A 17,866-nucleotide genomic window follows, 5' to 3' on the forward strand; every position below is an offset into this window, starting at 1 on the left:
AGTTTCATGGGGCTGTCTGCCGACTGTCACAGGCTCGTCACAGGCGATCGAGCCGATAAACCCCTGACGGTCGAACTACAGGCCCCTTGTAGGCCAGAATGACCAACGTGCCTTTCCTGTTGCTGATCGAGGACGACGACGCCATCCGCACGGCCCTCGAACTCTCTCTGTCCCGCCAGGGCCACCGTGTGGCGACCGCGGCGACGGGCGAGGACGGCCTGAAACTGCTGCGTGAGCAGCGGCCGGATCTGATCGTGCTCGATGTGATGCTGCCCGGGATCGACGGCTTCGAGGTGTGCCGCCGGATCCGCCGTACCGACCAGTTGCCGATCATCCTGCTGACCGCGCGCAGCGATGACATCGACGTCGTCGTCGGCCTGGAGTCCGGCGCCGACGACTATGTGGTCAAACCCGTCCAGGGCCGGGTGCTGGACGCCCGGATCCGCGCGGTGCTGCGGCGTGGCGAACGGGAGGCCAACGACTCCGCGGCCTTCGGCAGTCTGCTGATCGACCGCGCGGCCATGACGGTCACCAAGAACGGCGAGGATCTGCAGCTCACCCCCACCGAGCTGCGGCTTCTGCTGGAGCTCAGCCGCCGGCCGGGGCAGGCGCTGTCCCGCCAGCAGCTGCTGCGGCTGGTCTGGGAGCACGACTACCTCGGGGACTCGCGGCTGGTCGACGCATGCGTACAGCGCCTGCGCGCGAAGGTGGAGGACGTCCCGTCGTCGCCGACGCTGATCCGTACGGTGCGCGGGGTCGGATACCGACTGGACGCGCCGTAGTGAGCGACGCACGTGCGGCCACCGGCCCGCAGCTGACGACGATGCCCGCACCCTCGCCGCACGAGCGGAGAAGCGAACAAACCAGCACAGCGAGCGACGCACGTGCGGCCACCGGCCCGCAGCTGACGACGATGCCCGCACCCTCGCCGCACGAGCGGAGAAGCGAACAAACCAGCACAGCGAGCGACGCACGTGCGGCCACCGGCCCGCAGCTGACGACGATGCCCGCACCCTCGCCGCACGAGCGGAGAAGCGAACAAACCAGCACAGCGAGCGACGCACGTGCGGCCACCGGCCCGCAGCTGACGACGATGCCCGCACCCTCGCCGCACGAGCGGAGAAGCGAACAAACCAGCACAGCGGGGACGATGCGTGGTGCGCGCGGGGGCGGAGACGTACGGAATTGAGCGCAGTGAGCGATGAGCCCGGTCGGGCCCGGGGCTGGGCCGCGGGGCTCTTGCGGTGGTTCAGCCTCCGGCTGCGCCTGATGCTGGTCTTCGGCCTGGTGGCACTGACCGCCGCCGTGTCCGCGTCGGCCATCGCGTACTGGCTGAACCGTGACGCGGTGCTGACCCGTACCCAGGACGCGGCGCTGGACGAGTTCCGTAAATCGCTGAAGGACGACACCGACCCGCTGCCCTCTGTCCCGACCTGTTCCGAATTGCGGGACGCCGCGGGTCGTATGGCGGACAACACCCAGAAGTACGAGGTGCTGCTGATCACCCGGACCCGGGATGCCGGAAGCTGTCCGGCCGCCTCGGACAAGGGCCTGTTCACCCTCGACGCGGTGCCCGCGTCTCTGCGGCGCGCGGTGGACCAGAAGCGCCCGGTGGGCAAGGGGAACACCTCGCCGTACCACCTCTACTGGCAGCGGATCACGCTGGACGGCACCCCGTATCTGGTCGGCGGGGCGAAGGTGAACGGCGGCGGGCCGACCGGCTACATGCTCAAGTCCCTGGACACCGAGCGCCAGGATCTGAACTCGCTGGCCTGGTCGCTGGGGATCGCCACCGGGCTCGCGCTGATCGGCGCCGCGCTGCTGGCGCAGGCCGCCGCGGCCACGGTGCTGCGGCCGGTGCAGCGGCTCGGGGAGGCGGCGTACCGGCTGGGCGAGGGGCATCTGGACACCCGGCTGCAGGTCTCGGGCTCCGATGAGCTGGCCAATCTCTCCCACACCTTCAACCGGGCCGCGGAGCGGCTGCAGAAGCGGGTGGCGGAGCTGTCCGCGCGGGAGGCGTCCAGCCGGCGCTTCGTCGCGGACATGTCGCATGAGCTGCGGACCCCGCTCACCGCGATCACAGCCGTCTCCGAGGTGCTGGAGGAGGAGGCCGATTCGCTCGACCCGATGATCGCTCCGGCGGTGCAGCTCGTGGTGAGCGAGACCCGGCGGCTGAACGACCTGGTGGAGAACCTGATGGAGGTGACCCGCTTCGACGCGGGCACGGCCCGGCTGGTGCTCGACGATGTCGATGTCGCCGACCAGGTGACGGCGTGCATCGACGCCCGCGCCTGGCTGGACGCGGTGGAGCTGGACGCGGCGCGCGGGATCGTGGCCCGGCTGGATCCCCGGCGACTGGATGTGATCCTGGCGAATCTGATCGGGAACGCGCTCAAGCACGGCGGCTCGCCGGTGCGGGTCTCGGTGCGCACCGACGGCGATGAGCTGCTGATCAAGGTCCGGGACCACGGTCCCGGCATCCCCGAGGATGTGCTGCCGCATGTCTTCGACCGGTTCTACAAGGCGAGCGCGTCCCGCCCGCGCTCGGAGGGCAGCGGGCTCGGGCTGTCGATCGCGATGGAGAACGCCCATATCCACGGCGGCGACATCAGCGCCGCGAACTCCCCGGAGGGCGGGGCCGTCTTCACGCTGCGGCTGCCGATGGACGCCTCCCGGATCGCCTCCGACGAGGCCGAGGACGATCTCGGCGATCTCGGCGATCTCGACCGCGAGGGCGCCGCCGAGGGCGAGCGCGACGACGGCGGCAGGACCTGGGGCAAGGGCAAGGGCAGGATCTGGGGCAAGGGCAGGGCCAGGGGCAAGGGCAAGGGCGGGAATTCGGCCAGGGCCACGGGCCGGAACGAGGAGGGCAGGCCATGAGCGCGCGGTGGAGCCGGTCGGCGGCCGCTCTTCTGCTGGCCGGCGCGGTCGCCCTGTCGGCGGCAGGCTGCGGCATACGCGGCACCTCGGTACCGGTGGACGCCGGGGCCGGGCCCTCGCGGGCGTCCTGCCGGGCGCCCGAGTCGGAGCGGGCCGCCGAGGGGATGAGCCGGGGCTCCGTACGGATCTATCTGCTGTGCTCCTCGCGGGTCCTGTCGGTGAGCCGGACGACCCGGCTGGGCGACGAGAAGACGTCCCCGGAGCCGGTGCGGGTCGCCCAGGCACTGCTGGAGCAGCTTCGGCTGCCGCCGACGGCGGCCGAGGCGGCGGCCGGGTTCTCCACGGCGGTCGAGGACTGGGTGGAGATCTCCGGTCCGGCCAAGGACGATCCGGACAGCGCGCTGCGGCTGAGCCGACCGCCGGAGGAGATCCAGTCCCTGGCGCTCGCGCAGATCGTCTGCACTCTCGCGGACACCACGGTGGCCGGGGATGGCGGCAAGGTGGTGCTCGGCGGCCCGGACAGCCAGCGGGATCCGCTCAAGGCGTACCAGTGCACGGAGGAGATGCGCCGCAACCCCGTGATCGCGGTCAACTCCGGGGTCCTGGTCTCCTGATTCGTTACCTGCCGGTACCGCCTCGTCCCAGGTCGGCGACTTGTCGGTAACAAGGTGCTGACCAGCGGGGTGCGGGCGGAACCACGACCCCCGCGGGCGGCGTCCTGATTTTCGTGCAGGGTCCCTTCGGCCGCAGGGCCGCCTTTCGCTACCGCGTCGCGGGCTTCGTCCTCCTCGTCGCACATCTGGCGTTCGTCTGCTGGCTGACCCTGCGACCGGCCAACGTGCCCTGGGTGTCCGCCGCGACCCTCGAACCGCTGGCCACCATCCGCGCCGATCTGGCGCTCAGCCCCTGGGGGGCCGTCCGTTCCATCGGAGGCGGGCTGCTGCTGCTCGCGCCGCTGGGGGTGCTGCTGCCGCTGGCCGGGGGCCGGGTGGAGGCGTATCCGCTGGCCTCGCTGGCCCGTACGGCCTTCAGCGGGGCGATGGCGGCCCTGGGGGTGGCGCTGCTGCGCAGCGAGATGACCGGGCAGATCATGAACGTGGACTCGGTGCTGCTGAACACCGTCGGGGTCGCCCTCGCGCACGTACTGGTGGTCCCCGCCGTCCGGACGCGGCTCCGCCGCCGGGCTGACCGGGGCCGGGCCGCGCCCCTCCCCCGGGACGACGGCGCCCTGGCCCCGACCCCGACGATTCCCAGGGTCGGGATCGCACCGTGGAGCGACGTCTCCTCCAGCACGCGGACATAGCGTTGAGTCCATCGGGAACTTGGCTCTTCCCGAGCCCACTCGACGAGGAGGAGTCCCCATCATGAGCGCACCGCTGGTCCGCCCCCGCCACGAGAAGAAGATCGCCGGTGTCTGCGCGGGTCTCGCCCGGCGCTTCGGGACCACCCCGACGACGATGCGGGTGCTCTTCGTGGTCTCGTGTCTGCTGCCGGGGCCGCAGTTCCTGCTCTATCTCGCGCTGTGGTTCCTGCTTCCCGCGGAGGACGCCTACCGCGAGGCGTGGTGACCCTGCTCCGCCGGACAGGGCCCAGCGGCGTGACCCCGGCAAGCGGAACGGCCGGGCCGCACACCCCATCGGGATGTGCGGCCCGGCCGTGTGCCCAGGCGGAGATCAGCCCAGCTTGATGAGGTTGCTGGTCGGCAGACCTTGCAGCGGGAGCTGACCCAGCAGGCCCTGGCCGGGCTTGGCCTGGGCGGCGGGCTTTCCGGGCTGGGCGACGGGCTGCCCCGGGGCGGCGACACGGCCCGCGGAGCCGCCCGGGACCGGCGCGCTGGGGGCCGCGGACGCGGCGCTGCCTCCGGTGATGACGGCGACGGCGCCGAGGGCAATGACACCGAGAGTCTTGAGCGTTCCCTGCTTCATCAGAAATCTGTCCTTGAGACGGGGGCTTGACCGATACGGAAACGTAGCCATGGATTTCGGCTGCCCGCAAACGCCGAAAACCGCCCGCGAAACCCCGCCCGGGCCATGGGCCCAGTACGCTCGGTCAGCTTCCCTCGGACACGGAATCCCTGGTCACAGCCGACGCGGAGGCCACATTTCGGAACAGCCATTCGGACTTCAGCTCGGCGTATCCGGGCTTGATCACGTCACTGATCATCGCCAGACGTTCGTCAAAAGGAATGAAGGCCGATTTCATGGCATTGACCGTGAACCATTGCATGTCGTCGAGCGTGTAATGGAACGTTGATACAAGATGCTGGAATTCCGCGCTCATACTCGTCCCGCTCATCAGACGATTATCCGTATTCACGGTGGCACGGAAATGCAGTCGGCGGAGCAGCCCGATGGGGTGCTCGGCGTACGAACTGGCCGCGCCCGTCTGCAGGTTGGAGGTCGGGCACAGCTCCAGCGGGATGCGCTTGTCGCGGACGTACGAGGCGAGGCGGCCGAGGGCGAGGGAGCCGTCGTCCGCGACCTCGATGTCGTCGATGATGCGGACGCCGTGGCCCAGCCGGTCGGCGCCGCACCACTGGAGCGCCTGCCAGATGGACGGCAGTCCGAACGCCTCGCCCGCGTGGATCGTGAAGTGGTTGTTCTCCCGCTTCAGATACTCGAAGGCGTCCAGGTGCCGGGTGGGCGGGAAACCGGCCTCGGCGCCCGCGATGTCGAAGCCGACCACACCCGAGTCGCGGTAGCGGTTGGCGAGTTCGGCGATCTCCAGGGCGCGGGCCGCGTGCCGCATCGCGGTCAGCAGGGCGCCCACCCGGATGCGGTGGCCGTTCTCCCAGGCCCGCCGCTCCCCTTCGCGGAAGCCCTCGTTGACCGCCTCGACGACCTCCTCCAGGGTCAGCCCGCCCTCGAGGTGCTGTTCGGGGGCGTAGCGGATCTCGGCGTAGACGACGCCGTCCTCGGCGAGGTCCTCGGCGCATTCGGCGGCGACCCTGACGAGCGCGTCGCGGGTCTGCATCACGCCGACGGTGTGGGAGAACGTCTCCAGATAGCGCTCCAGCGATCCGGAGTCCGCCGCCTCGCGGAACCAGACGCCCAGCTTGTCGGGCTCGTTCTCCGGCAGCGCCTCGTACCCCGTCTCCCTCGCGAGGTCGACGATCGTACCGGGGCGCAGCCCGCCGTCGAGGTGGTCGTGGAGCAGCACCTTGGGGGCGCGGCGGATCTGTTCGGGGGTGGGCTCGTGGCTGTGCTCGCTCGTCATCTGGGCACCATAGTCCCTACGCGCGTAGAACGTGGGGGATAGATACGGAACAGTGACCCGCACGGGTAGTGGAGTACACCAGTCCTTCTGCGATCGTGTCGCCATGGCTCAGCAAGCGTTGCCCGAGCGGGGCGCACGGCTGGGGCGGCCGATGGGCGCGGCCGCCGCGCAAAGGACCGTACACGGTGTGGTGCTGCTCCTCCCCGAGGGCGAACCCAACGGGACGAGACGCCCCTCCAGACTCACGGCGGCCGCCGCCCTGCCACTGGCCCGGCGGCTGGTCCGGGCGGGCCGGGAGGAGGGGCTGGCCGGGCATGTCGTCCACTACCGGCGCCGGGGCTGGAACGGGGCCGCCGCCGATCCCGCCTCCGATGCCACGTGGGCCGTGGAGGAGGTGGTGCGGCGCTACGGCGATGTGCCGGTCTGTCTCGCGGGCCACGGCATGGGCGGGCGCGCCGCCCTCCGCGCCGCCGGCCACCCGGCCGTCACCTCGGTGGTGGCGCTGGCGCCATGGCTTCCGGCGCCGGACGAGGTGCTCGAACCCGAGCCGGTGAAGCAGTTGGTGGGACGGCAGGTGCTGATCGCTCACGGCACGAACGACGAGCGCTCCGACCCCGAGCTGTCCTACCGGCTGGCGGAGCGGGCGAAGAAGGCCAACCGCGATGTGTGCCGCTTCGAGGTGCACACCGACGGGCACGGGCTGCATCAGCACCGCGCCGAGGTGCAGGCGCTGGCCGTGGACTTCCTCCTCGGCTCCCTCTTTCACTCCGGCTTCTCCCGCCCGGTCGCCGACGCGCTGGCGGCTCCGCCGCCGCTGGGGCTGCGGATGCCGTTGGCGTCGGGGTTCGGGGCGAACCTGCGGCGCTGAGCGCTTGGCCGCGCGGGCGCAGCGCGGGCGCGTAGGGGTTTACGTCGCCGGGTGCGTCGCCGTCTCGCGCCTCATGGGCCTCACGGGCCTCACGGGCGAAGGGGCCGCCCCGCCGGGACAGTGGCGGGGCGGCCCCTTCGGGCTTCAGAGGGGTGCTGGGCAAGCGCCCGGGGCCGGGCTAGGCCGGTGCGCCGACCAGTTCGCGGCGCGCGGCCTCCGCGCGCCGTTCGGCCTGCGCCTTGCGCGTCGCGTACACCGTGATCGCCGCCGCGCCGCCGACCGCCACCAGGCCCATGGCGACCGTGCCGCCCCATCCGGCCGCGTGGAAGGCGAGTGCGCCCAGCGCACCGCCCACGCTGCTGCCGATGTAGTACGACGCCTGGTAGAGCGCCGCGGCCTGGGCGCGCCCGGTCTTGGCCGTACGGCTCACCGCCGAGGACGCCGCCGCGTGGCCCGCGAAGAAGCCCGCGGTGATCAGCACCAGACCGGCCAGCACCGCCGGGATCGAGTTGAGCAGGGACAGCAGCAGTCCGGCCGCCGTCGTGGACACCGCCACGTACAGCGCGCCGCGCCGACCGAGCCGGCCGACCAGCTTGCCGGTCGCCGCCGAGGAGACCGTGCCGACCAGGTAGATCAGGAAGATCGAGCCGATCAGGCTCTGGGAGAGGCCGAAGGGCTCGGCCACCAGGCGGTAGCCGATGACCGTGTAGACCCCGCCGAAGACCGTCATGAACAGCGCGCCGATCGCGTACAGCCGGCACAGCAGCGGATCGGAGAGATGCCCGGCGAGGGTGCGGGCCAGCGCCCGCGGGCTCACCGCGGCCGGGGTGAAGTTCCGGGCCTTGGGGAGCAGCAGCCGGAAGGCCACCGCGCACAGCAGTGCCATCGCGCCGACCGCGGCCAGCGCGACCCGCCAGCCCCAGGCGTCCGCCACCCAGCCGGTGAGGATCCGGCCGCTCATACCGCCGACGCTGTTACCGGCCACGAACAGCCCGATCGCGCCGACCAGCGCCTTCGGGTGAACTTCCTCCGAGAGGTACGCCATCGCGGAGGCCGGGATCCCGGCCAGCGCCACGCCCTGGACCGCGCGCAGTCCGATCAGCCAGCCCAGGTCCGGCGCGAACGGCACCAGCAGGGCGAGGAGGACCGCGACCGTGAGCGAGCCGGTCATCATGGCGCGTCGGCCGAACCGCTCGGACAGCGCGCTCAGCGGCACGACCGCGAGCGCCAGGCCGAAGGTGGCCGCGGAGACGCTCCAGCTGGCCTGGTCCGCCTGGACCCGCAGATCGTCGGAGATCGCGGGGAGCAGCGCCTGGGTGGAGTAGAGCAGGGCGAAGGTGGCGAGTCCGGAGGTGAAGAGGGCGAGCCGCATCCGGACGTAACCGGGGTGGCCCGGGCTCATCTGCTGGGACGCGGGGCTCGCGTTGCTCACGGGGTTCGCGTTGCTCGCGACCTTCGCGTTGCTCGCGGTGGCGGGCTGGGAGGAGTTCGGGTTCGTCGGCATCGAAGCGGAGGCGTCCACACGGTGGGTTCCGGTGGACGCCCCGGTATCAGCGGGAGGCATGCTTCGACCGTACGTAAGCACGGTTGATGCGTCCAATGCACGGAATGGCGATAATCAATCCACCACAGCATGAGTAAAGGTCAGGGTCGTAGGTGTCACGCATCAGTTACGAAAACGACATTCCGGTGACAGCAGATGTCGAGGCGGAGTCCTGGGCCGCCACCCTCACGCCGCGCCTCGCCCAGTTCGCCGCCGTCGCCCGCCATGAGCATGTGACCCGCGCCGCACAGGAGATGGGGGTGCCCCAGTCGACGCTCAGCCGGGCGATGGTCCGGCTGGAGGAGGACCTGGGCGTGGCGCTCTTCGCCCGCCGGGGCCGTACGGTGGCGCTCACCCCGGCGGGACGGACGTTCCTGCGCTCGGTCGAACGGGCCCTCGCCGAGGTCGACCGCGCCGCCGAGTCCGTACGGGCCGACGCGGATCCGGCGGCGGGCCTGGTCTCGTTCGGCTTCCTGCACACGCTGGGGACCGAGACCGTGCCCGGTCTGATCCGGAGCTTTCGGGTGGACCATCCCCGAGTGCGGTTCCAGCTGGTCCAGAACTACGGCGAGGCGATGATCGAGCGGATGCGCGCGGGCGGCCTCGACCTGTGCCTGACCTCCCCGGTGCCGGACGCCCCCGACCTGGTCGCCCGCCGCCTGGACGAACAGCGGCTACGGCTGGTGGTCCCCGACGACCACCGGCTGGCCGGGCGCCGCCGGGTCCGGCTCGCCGAGGCCGCCTCGGAGCTGTTCGTCACCCTGGAGCCGGGCTACGGGCTGCGGCGCATCACCGATGCGCTGTGCGCGGAGGCGGGGTTCACGCCGCGGATCGCCTTCGAGGGCGAGGAGGCGGAGACGCTGCGCGGCCTGGTCGCGGCGGGGCTCGGGGTGGCCCTCCTCCCTCCGCCTGCCGTTCCCCGCCCCGGGGTGGCGGAGCTGACCGTCACCGCGCCGCGTGCCGTCCGCGAGATCGGTCTTGCCTGGCTGGACGGGCACCCGGACACGCCGCCGGTGGCGGCCTTCAAGAAGTTTCTGCTGGGGCGGCGGGGTCAGCTGCTGACGTAGTCCGGGTTGTCTGGTGGCCGGTGCGACCCCGCCCCTCCCGCCTCGTTGAGGGCTGCCCGCCGGTGGCCTCGGGCTCCGGGTCCGGACCGCCCAGGGTCAGCTGAGCGCTTCGACCGCCAGTGCGGTGGCCTTGGCGATCAGGGGGGCGACGGCCTCGGCGTCCTGCCGCTGCCGGGTGGAGAGGACGGCCAGCGCGATCGGCGCCCGGTTCGGGGGCCAGGCGATGCCCACGTCATGCCCGGAAAGGCTGGGCGATGGCATTGGCCTCGTTGGCGTCGGCAAGGGCGACGGCAAGCCAAGATAGATACAGCGCCATTTCGCGCGTGCGCGTGGCGTCGTATTCGCTGAGCACTTCCCGGAGTAACGGAACTGCGCGCAAGGGGCGGTGAAGCTCGGTGTAGACACGTGATTCCATGACACGGAGTTCCCCGGCGTCCACCCAATACAGATAGGCGGGCGACTCGGTGCCGTCGCTGTCTTCGCTGAGCGCCTGCCCGGCTTTGGTGTGCGCCCAGGCCACACGGTCCAAATACAGTGCGCGGGCTTTCGGGGGCGCTTCGGCGCGTGCGTCATTAAACGCCGCCTGAGCGAGCCTGAGCCCTTCGGATTCCCTCCCCGTATTGCTGAACTGGTAGGCCAGCGATCCTGCGACATTCCCGGCAAGGGTGTAATCCTCAGCCTGCCTTGCAGCGCTGATTCCTAGCCTGTAGATGCGCTCTGGTTCTTTATGTTGTCCGGCGTCACTCGCAATCCATCCAGCAATCTGCGGGTGCGCCGCCGTGCCCTGTGGCTGGCCGTTCACGGCATCGATTTCGACCCTCGGCGGATTCGCGGACGGAGGTTTCCGCATGATCGGCCGGCCAACTGACGCATCAACACCACGCACTAGCGGGGATCGCGGTTCGACGTCGCTATGGACATCGCGGGCGTACCCGCGAAGCTGTACCAAGGGGGATCGTGAGGCGAGCGGCAGAACGTTGCGGCCGAATGAGGCCGAAGCGGCTTACCCCTGGGCGATGCGTTCCAGCACGATCGGCGTGGGGATGAAGTCCGCGTTCTGGGGGGCGTAGGTGACCGCGTCCTTCAGTGCCTCCAGGGCGTAGGCGAAGGCCGACGGGGTGTCGGTGTGGAGGGTGAGGAGCGGCTGGCCCGTGGTGACGCGGTCGCCCGGTTTGGCGTGGAGTTCGACGCCCGCGCCCGCCTGGACCGGGTCCTCCTTGCGGGCGCGGCCCGCGCCCAGGCGCCACGCGGCCAGGCCGACCGCGTAGGCGTCGAGGCGGGTGAGGACGCCGTCGGCGGCGGCCGTGACGACGTGGTGTTCGCGAGCGACGGGGAGCGGGGCGTCCGGGTCGCCGCCCTGGGCGGCGATCATGCGGCGCCAGTGGTCCATCGCCGTGCCGTCGGCCAGGGCCTTGGCGGGGTCGGCGTCCGGCAGGCCCGCCGCGTCCAGCATTTCGCGGGCCAGGGCCAGGGTGAGCTCGACGACATCGGCGGGGCCGCCGCCCGCCAGGACCTCCACGGACTCGCGGACCTCGAGGGCGTTGCCCGCGGTGAGGCCGAGCGGGGTGGACATGTCGGTGAGGAGGGCGGTCGTCCGGACGCCGTGGTCCTTGCCGAGGCCGACCATCGTGGTGGCCAGTTCGCGCGCCGAGTCGATGTCCTTCATGAAGGCGCCGGAGCCCACCTTGACGTCCAGGACCAGGGAGCCGGTGCCCTCGGCGATCTTCTTGGACATGATCGAGGAGGCGATGAGCGGGATCGACTCGACCGTCCCGGTGACATCGCGCAGCGCGTACAGCTTCTTGTCGGCCGGGGCCAGGCCCTCGCCCGCTGCGCAGATGACCGGGCCCACGTCGCGGAGGACGGCCAGCATGTCCTCGTTGGAGAGCTGTGCGCGCCAGCCGGGGATGGACTCCAGCTTGTCGAGGGTGCCGCCGGTGTGGCCGAGGCCCCGGCCGGAGAGCTGCGGTACGGCGGCTCCGCAGGCCGCCACGAGGGGGGCGAGCGGCAGCGTGATCTTGTCGCCGACGCCGCCGGTGGAGTGCTTGTCGGCGGTCGGGCGCGGCAGGGAGGAGAAGTCCATCCGCTCACCGGAGGCGATCATCGCGGCGGTCCAGCGGGCGATCTCGGCCCGGTCCATGCCGTTGAGGAAGATCGCCATCGCGAGTGCGGACATCTGCTCGTCCGCCACCTCGCCGCGTGTGTAGGCGTCGATGACCCAGTCGATCTGGGCGTCGGTCAGGCGGGTGCCGTCGCGCTTGGCGCGGATGACGGAGATGGCGTCCATGGGGGCGGTACGGGGCCTTTCGTGTTCGGGAACGTCAGCCGTGGGCGGCGGCGCGGCGCAGATCGTCGGGGCCGAAGGCGTCCGGGAGGAGCTCGGCGAGCGGGCGGATGCCCGTGAGGGTGTCCATCTGGAGTTCGGGGCCGCCGTGCTCCCACAGCAGCTGACGGCAGCGGCCGCAGGGCATCAGCACGGCGCCCTCGCGGTCGCAGCAGGTGAAGGCGGTGAGGCGGCCGCCGCCGGAGGCGACGAGGGAGGAGATCAGACCGCATTCGGCGCACAGCGCGACGCCGTACGCCGCGTTCTCCACATTGCAGCCGCTGACCGTGCGGCCGTCGTCGACGAGCGCGGCGGCGCCCACCGGGAAGTCCGAGTAGGGGGCGTAGGCCCGGGACATGGCGTCCCGGGCCTGTGCGCGCAAACCGTCCCAGTCGGGGGCGGAAGTGCTCATGTGCCCTGTCCCTTTCGATAGGGCCTGTTGTTCGCCTTGGGCATCCGCAGCCGCTGTGAGGCGAGCCCCATGACCAGCAGGGTCACGATGTACGGCGTGGCGCTGACCAGATCGTTCGGGACCGTGTCCGTCAGGGCGTACCACAGCAGCAGCGCGACGGCCGCGGCGCCGGACACCGCGCCCGCGACATAACTCTTGCGGACGATCCGCCAGACCGCCAGCGCGGCGAGGCCGAGTGCGACCAGGAGCAGCAGGGCGTGGACGGTCGCCCCGCCGTTGCGCAGTTGCAGGGCGTCGGAGTAGCCGAAGAGCCCGGCGCCCATCGCGAGCCCGCCCGGCCGCCAGTTGCCGAAGAGCATGGCGGCGAGGCCGATGTAGCCGCGGCCGCCGGTCTGGCCCTCGTTGTAGATGTGCGAGCGGACAAGGGCGAGGAAGACGCCGCCGAGCCCGGCGAGGGCGCCGGAGATCACCACGGCCGCGTACTTGTAGAGGTAGACGTTGACGCCGAGGGACTCGGCCGCCGTCGGGTTCTCCCCGCAGGACCGCAGCCGCAGTCCGAACGAGGTCCGCCACAGGGCGAAGAAACTGCCCACGACCAGGAGGATGGAGACGATGGTCAGCGCGGAGATGTCGGTGACCAGACCGCCGAGGATGCCGGCGACGTCCGAGACCAGGAACCAGTGGTGGTTCTCCAGATCCGCGAGCCAGTCGGACAGTCCGGGGACGGTGAACGACTGGATGGGGTCGACCTGCGGGGAGTTCTTCGGCGAGCCGCCGATGTCGCCCAGCGGCTCGAACCAGCGCTTGGCCAGATAGGTGGTGGCGCCGAGGGCGAGGATGTTCATCGCCACGCCGGAGATGATGTGGTCCACCCCGAAGGTGACGGTGGCCACCGCGTGGACCAGGCCGCCGACCGCGCCGCCGAGGACGCCCGCGAGCACGCCCACCCAGGGGTTGGTCTGATAGCCCGCCCAGGCGCCGAAGAAGGTGCCGAGGATCATCATGCCCTCGAGGCCGATGTTGACCACACCGGCCCGCTCGGACCACAGCCCGCCGAGGCCCGCGAGGCCGATCGGCACGGCCATGGAGAGCGCGGCGGCGATCTGCCCGGAGGAGGTGACGCGGTCGAAGTCCGCCTGCTGGGCGGCGTCGACGAACGCCCGCAGCACCGACAGCGCGACCAGCGCCCCGGCGACGATCAGCAGCACCTTGCCCAGGGACATCCGGGAGGCGGGTCCGTTCCCCTTGCCCGGCGTGCTCGTGCTCTTGGTGGTGGTCACCGTGGCACTCATCGTGTTTCTCCGTTCGCCCCGCCGCGGCAGCGGCCGATGTCACTGTCGCCCACTCGGCACGAAGGCTCGGCCATCGTCGTCATCTGCGGCCCGGAGGCCTCGTGTGCGTCGCTCACGGCACCGGCACCTCCGTCTTGTCGATGTCCTTGTCGGCCCTGGCCTGGGCGGCGAGTTCCGCGCCGACCCTCTGCTGCTGGCGCTTGAGCCCGTAGCGGCGCACCAGTTCGTACGCGATGACGACACACAGGACGATCACGCCCTGCATCACGCCGACGATTTCCTTGTCGTAGCCCTCGAACTCCAGGCGGTTGGCGCCGCGCTCCAGGAAGCCCCACAGCACGGCGGCCAGCGCGATGCCGACCGGGTTGTTGCGGCCGAGCAGCGCGATGGCGATACCGGTGAAGCCGATGCCGGTCGGGAAGTCGGAGGTGAACTGGTGGGTGTCGTTGAGCAGGGTCGGCATGCCGATCAGACCGGCCATCGCGCCCGAGAGCACCATGCTGGTGAGCACCATGCGCTTGACGTTGACGCCGCTGGCCTGGGCGGCGGACTCGGAGCGGCCCACCGCGCGCAGGTCGAAGCCGAACCGGGTGCGCCCGAGCAGGAACCAGAAGCCGACGCCGGCGAGCGCCGCGACGACGATGAAGCCCCAGATGGGGTCGAGGCCGCCGCCCGCCGGGAAGGTGAAGAAGTGGCTGGAGGACGGCAGCGGGTCGGTGGCCACGATGTTGGTCTGCTTGTCGAGGTCGGCCAGCCGCCCGTCCACCAGCAGATAGCTGATGAGGATGCCGGAGAGGGAGTTCAGCATGATGGTGCTGATCACCTCGCTGACGCCCCGGTAGACCTTCAGCAGACCGGCGATGGACGCCCACATGGCGCCGACGAGCATGGCGACCAGGAGGATCAGCGGGATCTGCACCAGCCCCGGCAGCTCCAGCGCCCCGCCGACGACGGCGGCGAAGAAGGCGGCGAGCCGGTACTGGCCGTCGACGCCGATGTTGAAGAGGTTCATCCGGAAGCCGATGGCCACCGCGAGCCCCGCCAGGTAGTACGTCGTCGCCTTGTTGAGGATGTAGACCTGGCTGTCGGCCTTCACCCCGTAGTCGAACATGATGCCGAAGGCGTTGAACGGCTCCTTGCCGGTCGCCAGCAGCACCAGCGCGGTCACCACGAACGCGGCGGCGAGCGCCAGCACCGGGGCGGCGACCGCGAGCAGCACCCGCTCCTTGTCCAGCTTCTTCATCGGGCCTCTCCCCCGGTCGCGGCCTCGGTCTCGTCGGCCGGGTGGTCCAGACGGCCGGAGGCGGCGCCGGTCATGGCCGAGCCCAGCTCCTCCGGGGTGATGGTGGCGGGATCGGCGTCGGCGACCAGCCGGCCGCGGAACATCACCCGCAGGGTGTCGGACAGGCCGATCAGCTCGTCCAGGTCGGCCGAGATCAGCAGCACCGCAAGGCCCTCACGGCGTGCGGTGCGGATCTGGTCCCAGATCTGCGCCTGGGCGCCCACGTCCACCCCCCGGGTGGGGTGCGCGGCGATCAGCAGCTTGGGGTGGTGGCTCATCTCCCGGCCGACGATCAGCTTCTGCTGGTTGCCGCCGGACAGCGAGGCCGCGGTGACCTCGATCCCGGGCGTACGCACGTCGTACTCGGCGACGATCCGCTCGGTGTCCCGCCGGGCGGCGGCCGGATTGAGCAGCCCGCCCTTGCTGTTGGGCACCTCGGTGACATGGCCGAGGATGCGGTTCTCCCACAGCGGCGCCTCCAGCAGCAGTCCGTGCCGGTGGCGGTCCTCGGGGATGTAGCCGATGCCGTCCTCGCGCCGCCTGCGGGTGGGCGCGTGGGAGATGTCGGTGCCGTCCAGGGTGATGGTGCCGGCGTCGGGGTCGCGCATGCCCATGATGGCCTCGACCAGTTCGGCCTGGCCGTTGCCCTCCACACCGGCGATGCCGAGGACTTCGCCCTTACGGATGGTGAAGGCGATGTCGTCGAGCACGGCCCGCTCCACCCCGTCCACATCGGTGGCGGTCAGCCGCAGCGCGTCCACGACGAGCATCTCGGTGTCGGTGACGGTGGATTCGCGGGTCTCCGGCGAGGGCAGCTCGCTGCCGACCATCAGCTCGGCCAGCTGCCGGGGGCTGGTCTCGGACGGTGCGACGGAGGCGACCGTGGTGCCGCGGCGGATGACGGTGATGTCATCGGCCACGGAGAGCACCTCGCCCAGCTTGTGCGAGATGAACAGCACCGTCAGGCCCTCGGACTTGAGCTCGCGGAGGTTGTCGAAGAGCGCGTCGACCTCCTGCGGGACGAGGACGGCGGTCGGCTCGTCGAGGATGAGCGTCCGGGCGCCCCGGTAGAGGACCTTGAGGATCTCCACGCGCTGGCGGTCCGCCACGCCCAGGTCCTCGACGAGGACGTCGGGGCGGACGCCCAGCCCGTAGGCGTCGGATATCTCCTTGATCCGGGCGCGCGCCTTGCCGCTGATGCCGTGCAGCTTCTCCGCGCCGAGGACCACGTTCTCCAGCACGGTGAGGTTGTCGGCGAGCATGAAGTGCTGGTGCACCATGCCCACGCCGCGGGATATCGCGTCCGCCGGGGAGTGCAGTTCCACCGTCTCGCCGTCGATCGCGATGGTGCCCTCGTCCGGGCGCTGCATCCCGTAGAGGATCTTCATCAGGGTCGACTTGCCCGCGCCGTTCTCGCCCACGAGGGCGTGCACGGTGCCGCGGCGCACGGTGATGTCGATGTCGTGGTTGGCGACGACTCCGGGGAACCGCTTGGTGATTCCGTGGAGTTCTACGGCGACGTCGGTGACGGCACCGGCGGGAGCGCCCTTGGGTGGGCTGGCGGCTTCGATGGCGCACTCCTGAGGGGCGACGGAGGTGGGGCGGGCCGGGGGCCGGGCCGGCCGGATGTGCCACGGACCCGGGCGGACGCCCGGGAGGGGGCGCCGTACGGATCCGTGGCCCGAGGGTCAGTCCTTGTAGGTGTCGTTGACCTTGATCTGGCCGTCGACGATCTTCTTCTTGGCCGCCTCGATCTTCGGCTTGATGTCGTTGATGAATCCGCCGGAGTACGAGAGGGAGACGCCGCCTCGCTTGAGGTCGTAGGACTGGACGCCGCTCTCGGGCTTCTTGTCCTTGATGACGCTCTTGATGAAGTCGTAGACCGAGCCGTCCACCGTCTTGACCATGGAGGTCAAGATCGAGTTCTTGTACTGGGCCAGGCCCTTGTCGTAGTACTGGTCGCCGTCGACGCCGATCGACCAGGTGCCCTTCTTCCCGGCGGTCGCCTCGATGGCGCCCGCGCCGGAGCCGCCGGCCGCGGAGAAGATCACGTCGACCTTGTTGGAGAGCATGCCCTCGGCGATGTCCTTGCCGCGGTCCGGCATGCCGAAGCCCTTGGGCGAACCGACCTGCACCCACTGGACGTCCAGGGACGCCTTGGGGTTGGTGTCCTTCAGGCCCTGCTGGAAGCCGCCCGCGAACTTCTTGATCAGCGCGCTGTCGGTGCCGCCGATGAAGCCGACCTTGTTGGACTTGGTCTTCAGGCCCGCGGCCACGCCGGCGAGGTAGGAGCCCTCGTGCTCGGCGGAGACCAGGCTGGCCACGTTCTTGGCCTCGACGACCGAGTCGACGATGGCGAAGTCGGTGTCCTTGTACTTCTTGGCGGCCTTGGTGAGCGAGGGGGTCCACGCGTAGCCGACGCCGACGACGGGGTTGTAGCCCGCCTCGGCGAGGCTCGCCAGCTTGTCGTAGCGGTCGGCGTCGGTGTCGCCGTCCTTCGCCGTCAGCTCCTTGCCCTTGACGTCGAAGTCCTTCAGGGCCTTGTCATAGCCCTTGGCGGCGGAGTCGTTGAAGGAGTGGTCGCCACGGCCGCCGACGTCGTAGGCCAGGCCGATGCCGGCGTCCTTGCTTCCCTCTTCGGAACTGCTGCCACACGCGGTGACGGAGAATGCGAGAGCCGCGGTGGCGATGCCCGCGACAGCTATCGTGGATACCCGGCGCACGAGGGTCCCCTCTGATGTTCTCGAAGCGCCCCTTGCGGCGCTGGTTCCGCCGCATCGTAACGCGCGTAGATGCCAGATAAAGGCCCCCTCGGAAGCCGTTATCGGATCGTCGCGAACCTCTCGTGTCCGCCAGGTCTACGCAACGTTTCGGGCGGGCAAAACGGCTGCGATTGCGCCCGATATGCCCCTGTATGCGACCTGCTGGACGAGGCTTCGGGATCGAGGAGGAGGGCCGGGGCGCCCGGCCCTCCTCTCCCACC

The 17,866-nt window shown here is 70.7% G+C and carries 18 protein-coding genes; 7 read left to right on the plus strand and 11 right to left on the minus strand.

Annotated elements, in window-relative coordinates:
• Positions 1-107 precede the first annotated feature (107 nt).
• The 5 genes from afsQ1 to AS97_RS20205 all read left to right on the plus strand — a co-directional run bounded on the left by afsQ1 (position 108) and on the right by AS97_RS20205 (position 4,448).
• Positions 108-782, plus strand: coding sequence for a two-component system response regulator AfsQ1 (gene afsQ1 / locus AS97_RS20185; protein ID WP_174887374.1), 675 nt, complete (start codon positions 108-110; stop codon positions 780-782).
• Between the two features lie 487 nt (positions 783-1,269).
• Complete coding sequence (locus AS97_RS20190; RefSeq protein WP_247204819.1) at positions 1,270-2,880, plus strand: HAMP domain-containing sensor histidine kinase; 1,611 nt, start codon at positions 1,270-1,272, stop codon at positions 2,878-2,880.
• On the plus strand, positions 2,877-3,494 hold the full coding sequence (locus tag AS97_RS20195; RefSeq protein WP_059143504.1) for a hypothetical protein: 618 nt from the start codon (positions 2,877-2,879) through the stop codon (positions 3,492-3,494). Before AS97_RS20190 ends, AS97_RS20195 begins: the two co-directional genes overlap by 4 nt.
• Before the next feature lie 113 nt (positions 3,495-3,607).
• The gene (locus tag AS97_RS20200; protein WP_086711024.1) at positions 3,608-4,183 is read left to right on the plus strand and encodes a VanZ family protein; all 576 of its coding nucleotides are present in this window, start codon (positions 3,608-3,610) and stop codon (positions 4,181-4,183) included.
• 61 nt (positions 4,184-4,244) lie between these two features.
• Positions 4,245-4,448: a PspC domain-containing protein gene (locus AS97_RS20205; protein WP_014061318.1), complete on the plus strand. Its 204-nt coding sequence runs from the start codon at positions 4,245-4,247 to the stop codon at positions 4,446-4,448.
• 105 nt (positions 4,449-4,553) lie between these two features.
• Here the strand turns inward: AS97_RS20205 and AS97_RS20210 are convergent, their stop codons facing one another.
• Positions 4,554-4,805 (minus strand): ATP-binding protein, encoded by a 252-nt coding sequence (locus tag AS97_RS20210; protein ID WP_210565398.1) that lies wholly within the window; start codon positions 4,803-4,805, stop codon positions 4,554-4,556.
• Positions 4,806-4,929: 124 nt separating this feature from the next.
• Entirely contained in the window at positions 4,930-6,096 is a 1,167-nt protein-coding gene (locus tag AS97_RS20215) for an adenosine deaminase (protein ID WP_059143507.1), read from the minus strand.
• 103 nt (positions 6,097-6,199) lie between these two features.
• Here AS97_RS20215 and AS97_RS20220 point away from each other — a divergent pair, with 103 nt between their 5' ends.
• Positions 6,200-6,964, plus strand: a complete 765-nt coding sequence (locus AS97_RS20220) for a dienelactone hydrolase (protein WP_063804856.1) — start codon at positions 6,200-6,202, stop codon at positions 6,962-6,964.
• A 178-nt stretch (positions 6,965-7,142) separates the two neighbouring features.
• Here the strand turns inward: AS97_RS20220 and AS97_RS20225 are convergent, their stop codons facing one another.
• Positions 7,143-8,528, minus strand: coding sequence for an MFS transporter (locus tag AS97_RS20225; protein WP_059143509.1), 1,386 nt, complete (start codon positions 8,526-8,528; stop codon positions 7,143-7,145).
• 119 nt (positions 8,529-8,647) lie between these two features.
• On the opposite strand from AS97_RS20225, the gene AS97_RS20230 reads away from it, so the two are divergent.
• The gene (locus tag AS97_RS20230) at positions 8,648-9,574 is read left to right on the plus strand and encodes a LysR family transcriptional regulator (protein ID WP_197049059.1); all 927 of its coding nucleotides are present in this window, start codon (positions 8,648-8,650) and stop codon (positions 9,572-9,574) included.
• Between the two features lie 96 nt (positions 9,575-9,670).
• On the opposite strand, the gene AS97_RS20235 is transcribed toward AS97_RS20230, so the two are convergent.
• The 8 genes from AS97_RS20235 to AS97_RS20270 all read right to left on the minus strand — a co-directional run bounded on the left by AS97_RS20235 (position 9,671) and on the right by AS97_RS20270 (position 17,606).
• Complete coding sequence (locus tag AS97_RS20235; RefSeq protein WP_210567463.1) at positions 9,671-9,835, minus strand: hypothetical protein; 165 nt, start codon at positions 9,833-9,835, stop codon at positions 9,671-9,673.
• Positions 9,807-10,376: a hypothetical protein gene (locus tag AS97_RS20240; RefSeq protein WP_247204434.1), complete on the minus strand. Its 570-nt coding sequence runs from the start codon at positions 10,374-10,376 to the stop codon at positions 9,807-9,809. Before AS97_RS20240 ends, AS97_RS20235 begins: the two co-directional genes overlap by 29 nt.
• 201 nt (positions 10,377-10,577) lie before the next feature.
• Positions 10,578-11,861, minus strand: a complete 1,284-nt coding sequence (locus tag AS97_RS20245; RefSeq protein WP_210565399.1) for a thymidine phosphorylase — start codon at positions 11,859-11,861, stop codon at positions 10,578-10,580.
• 34 nt (positions 11,862-11,895) lie between these two features.
• A complete protein-coding gene (locus AS97_RS20250) occupies positions 11,896-12,309 on the minus strand; it encodes a cytidine deaminase (protein WP_059143512.1) in 414 nt (137 codons plus the stop codon).
• A complete protein-coding gene (locus tag AS97_RS20255) occupies positions 12,306-13,601 on the minus strand; it encodes an ABC transporter permease (RefSeq protein WP_086711029.1) in 1,296 nt (431 codons plus the stop codon). The genes AS97_RS20250 and AS97_RS20255 overlap by 4 nt, the downstream gene beginning before the upstream one ends.
• Before the next feature lie 112 nt (positions 13,602-13,713).
• Positions 13,714-14,844, minus strand: a complete 1,131-nt coding sequence (locus AS97_RS20260; protein WP_059143514.1) for an ABC transporter permease — start codon at positions 14,842-14,844, stop codon at positions 13,714-13,716.
• Positions 14,841-16,454: an ABC transporter ATP-binding protein gene (locus AS97_RS20265; protein WP_210567246.1), complete on the minus strand. Its 1,614-nt coding sequence runs from the start codon at positions 16,452-16,454 to the stop codon at positions 14,841-14,843. Before AS97_RS20265 ends, AS97_RS20260 begins: the two co-directional genes overlap by 4 nt.
• Positions 16,455-16,571: 117 nt before the next feature.
• Positions 16,572-17,606 carry a BMP family ABC transporter substrate-binding protein gene (locus AS97_RS20270; RefSeq protein WP_059143516.1) on the minus strand — a complete coding sequence of 345 codons (1,035 nt, stop codon included), beginning with the start codon at positions 17,604-17,606 and terminating at the stop codon, positions 16,572-16,574.
• Positions 17,607-17,866: the final 260 nt, after the last annotated feature.

Source organism: Streptomyces sp. AgN23 (genome assembly GCF_001598115.1).
Classification (GTDB): Bacteria; Actinomycetota; Actinomycetes; order Streptomycetales; family Streptomycetaceae; genus Streptomyces; species Streptomyces antimycoticus.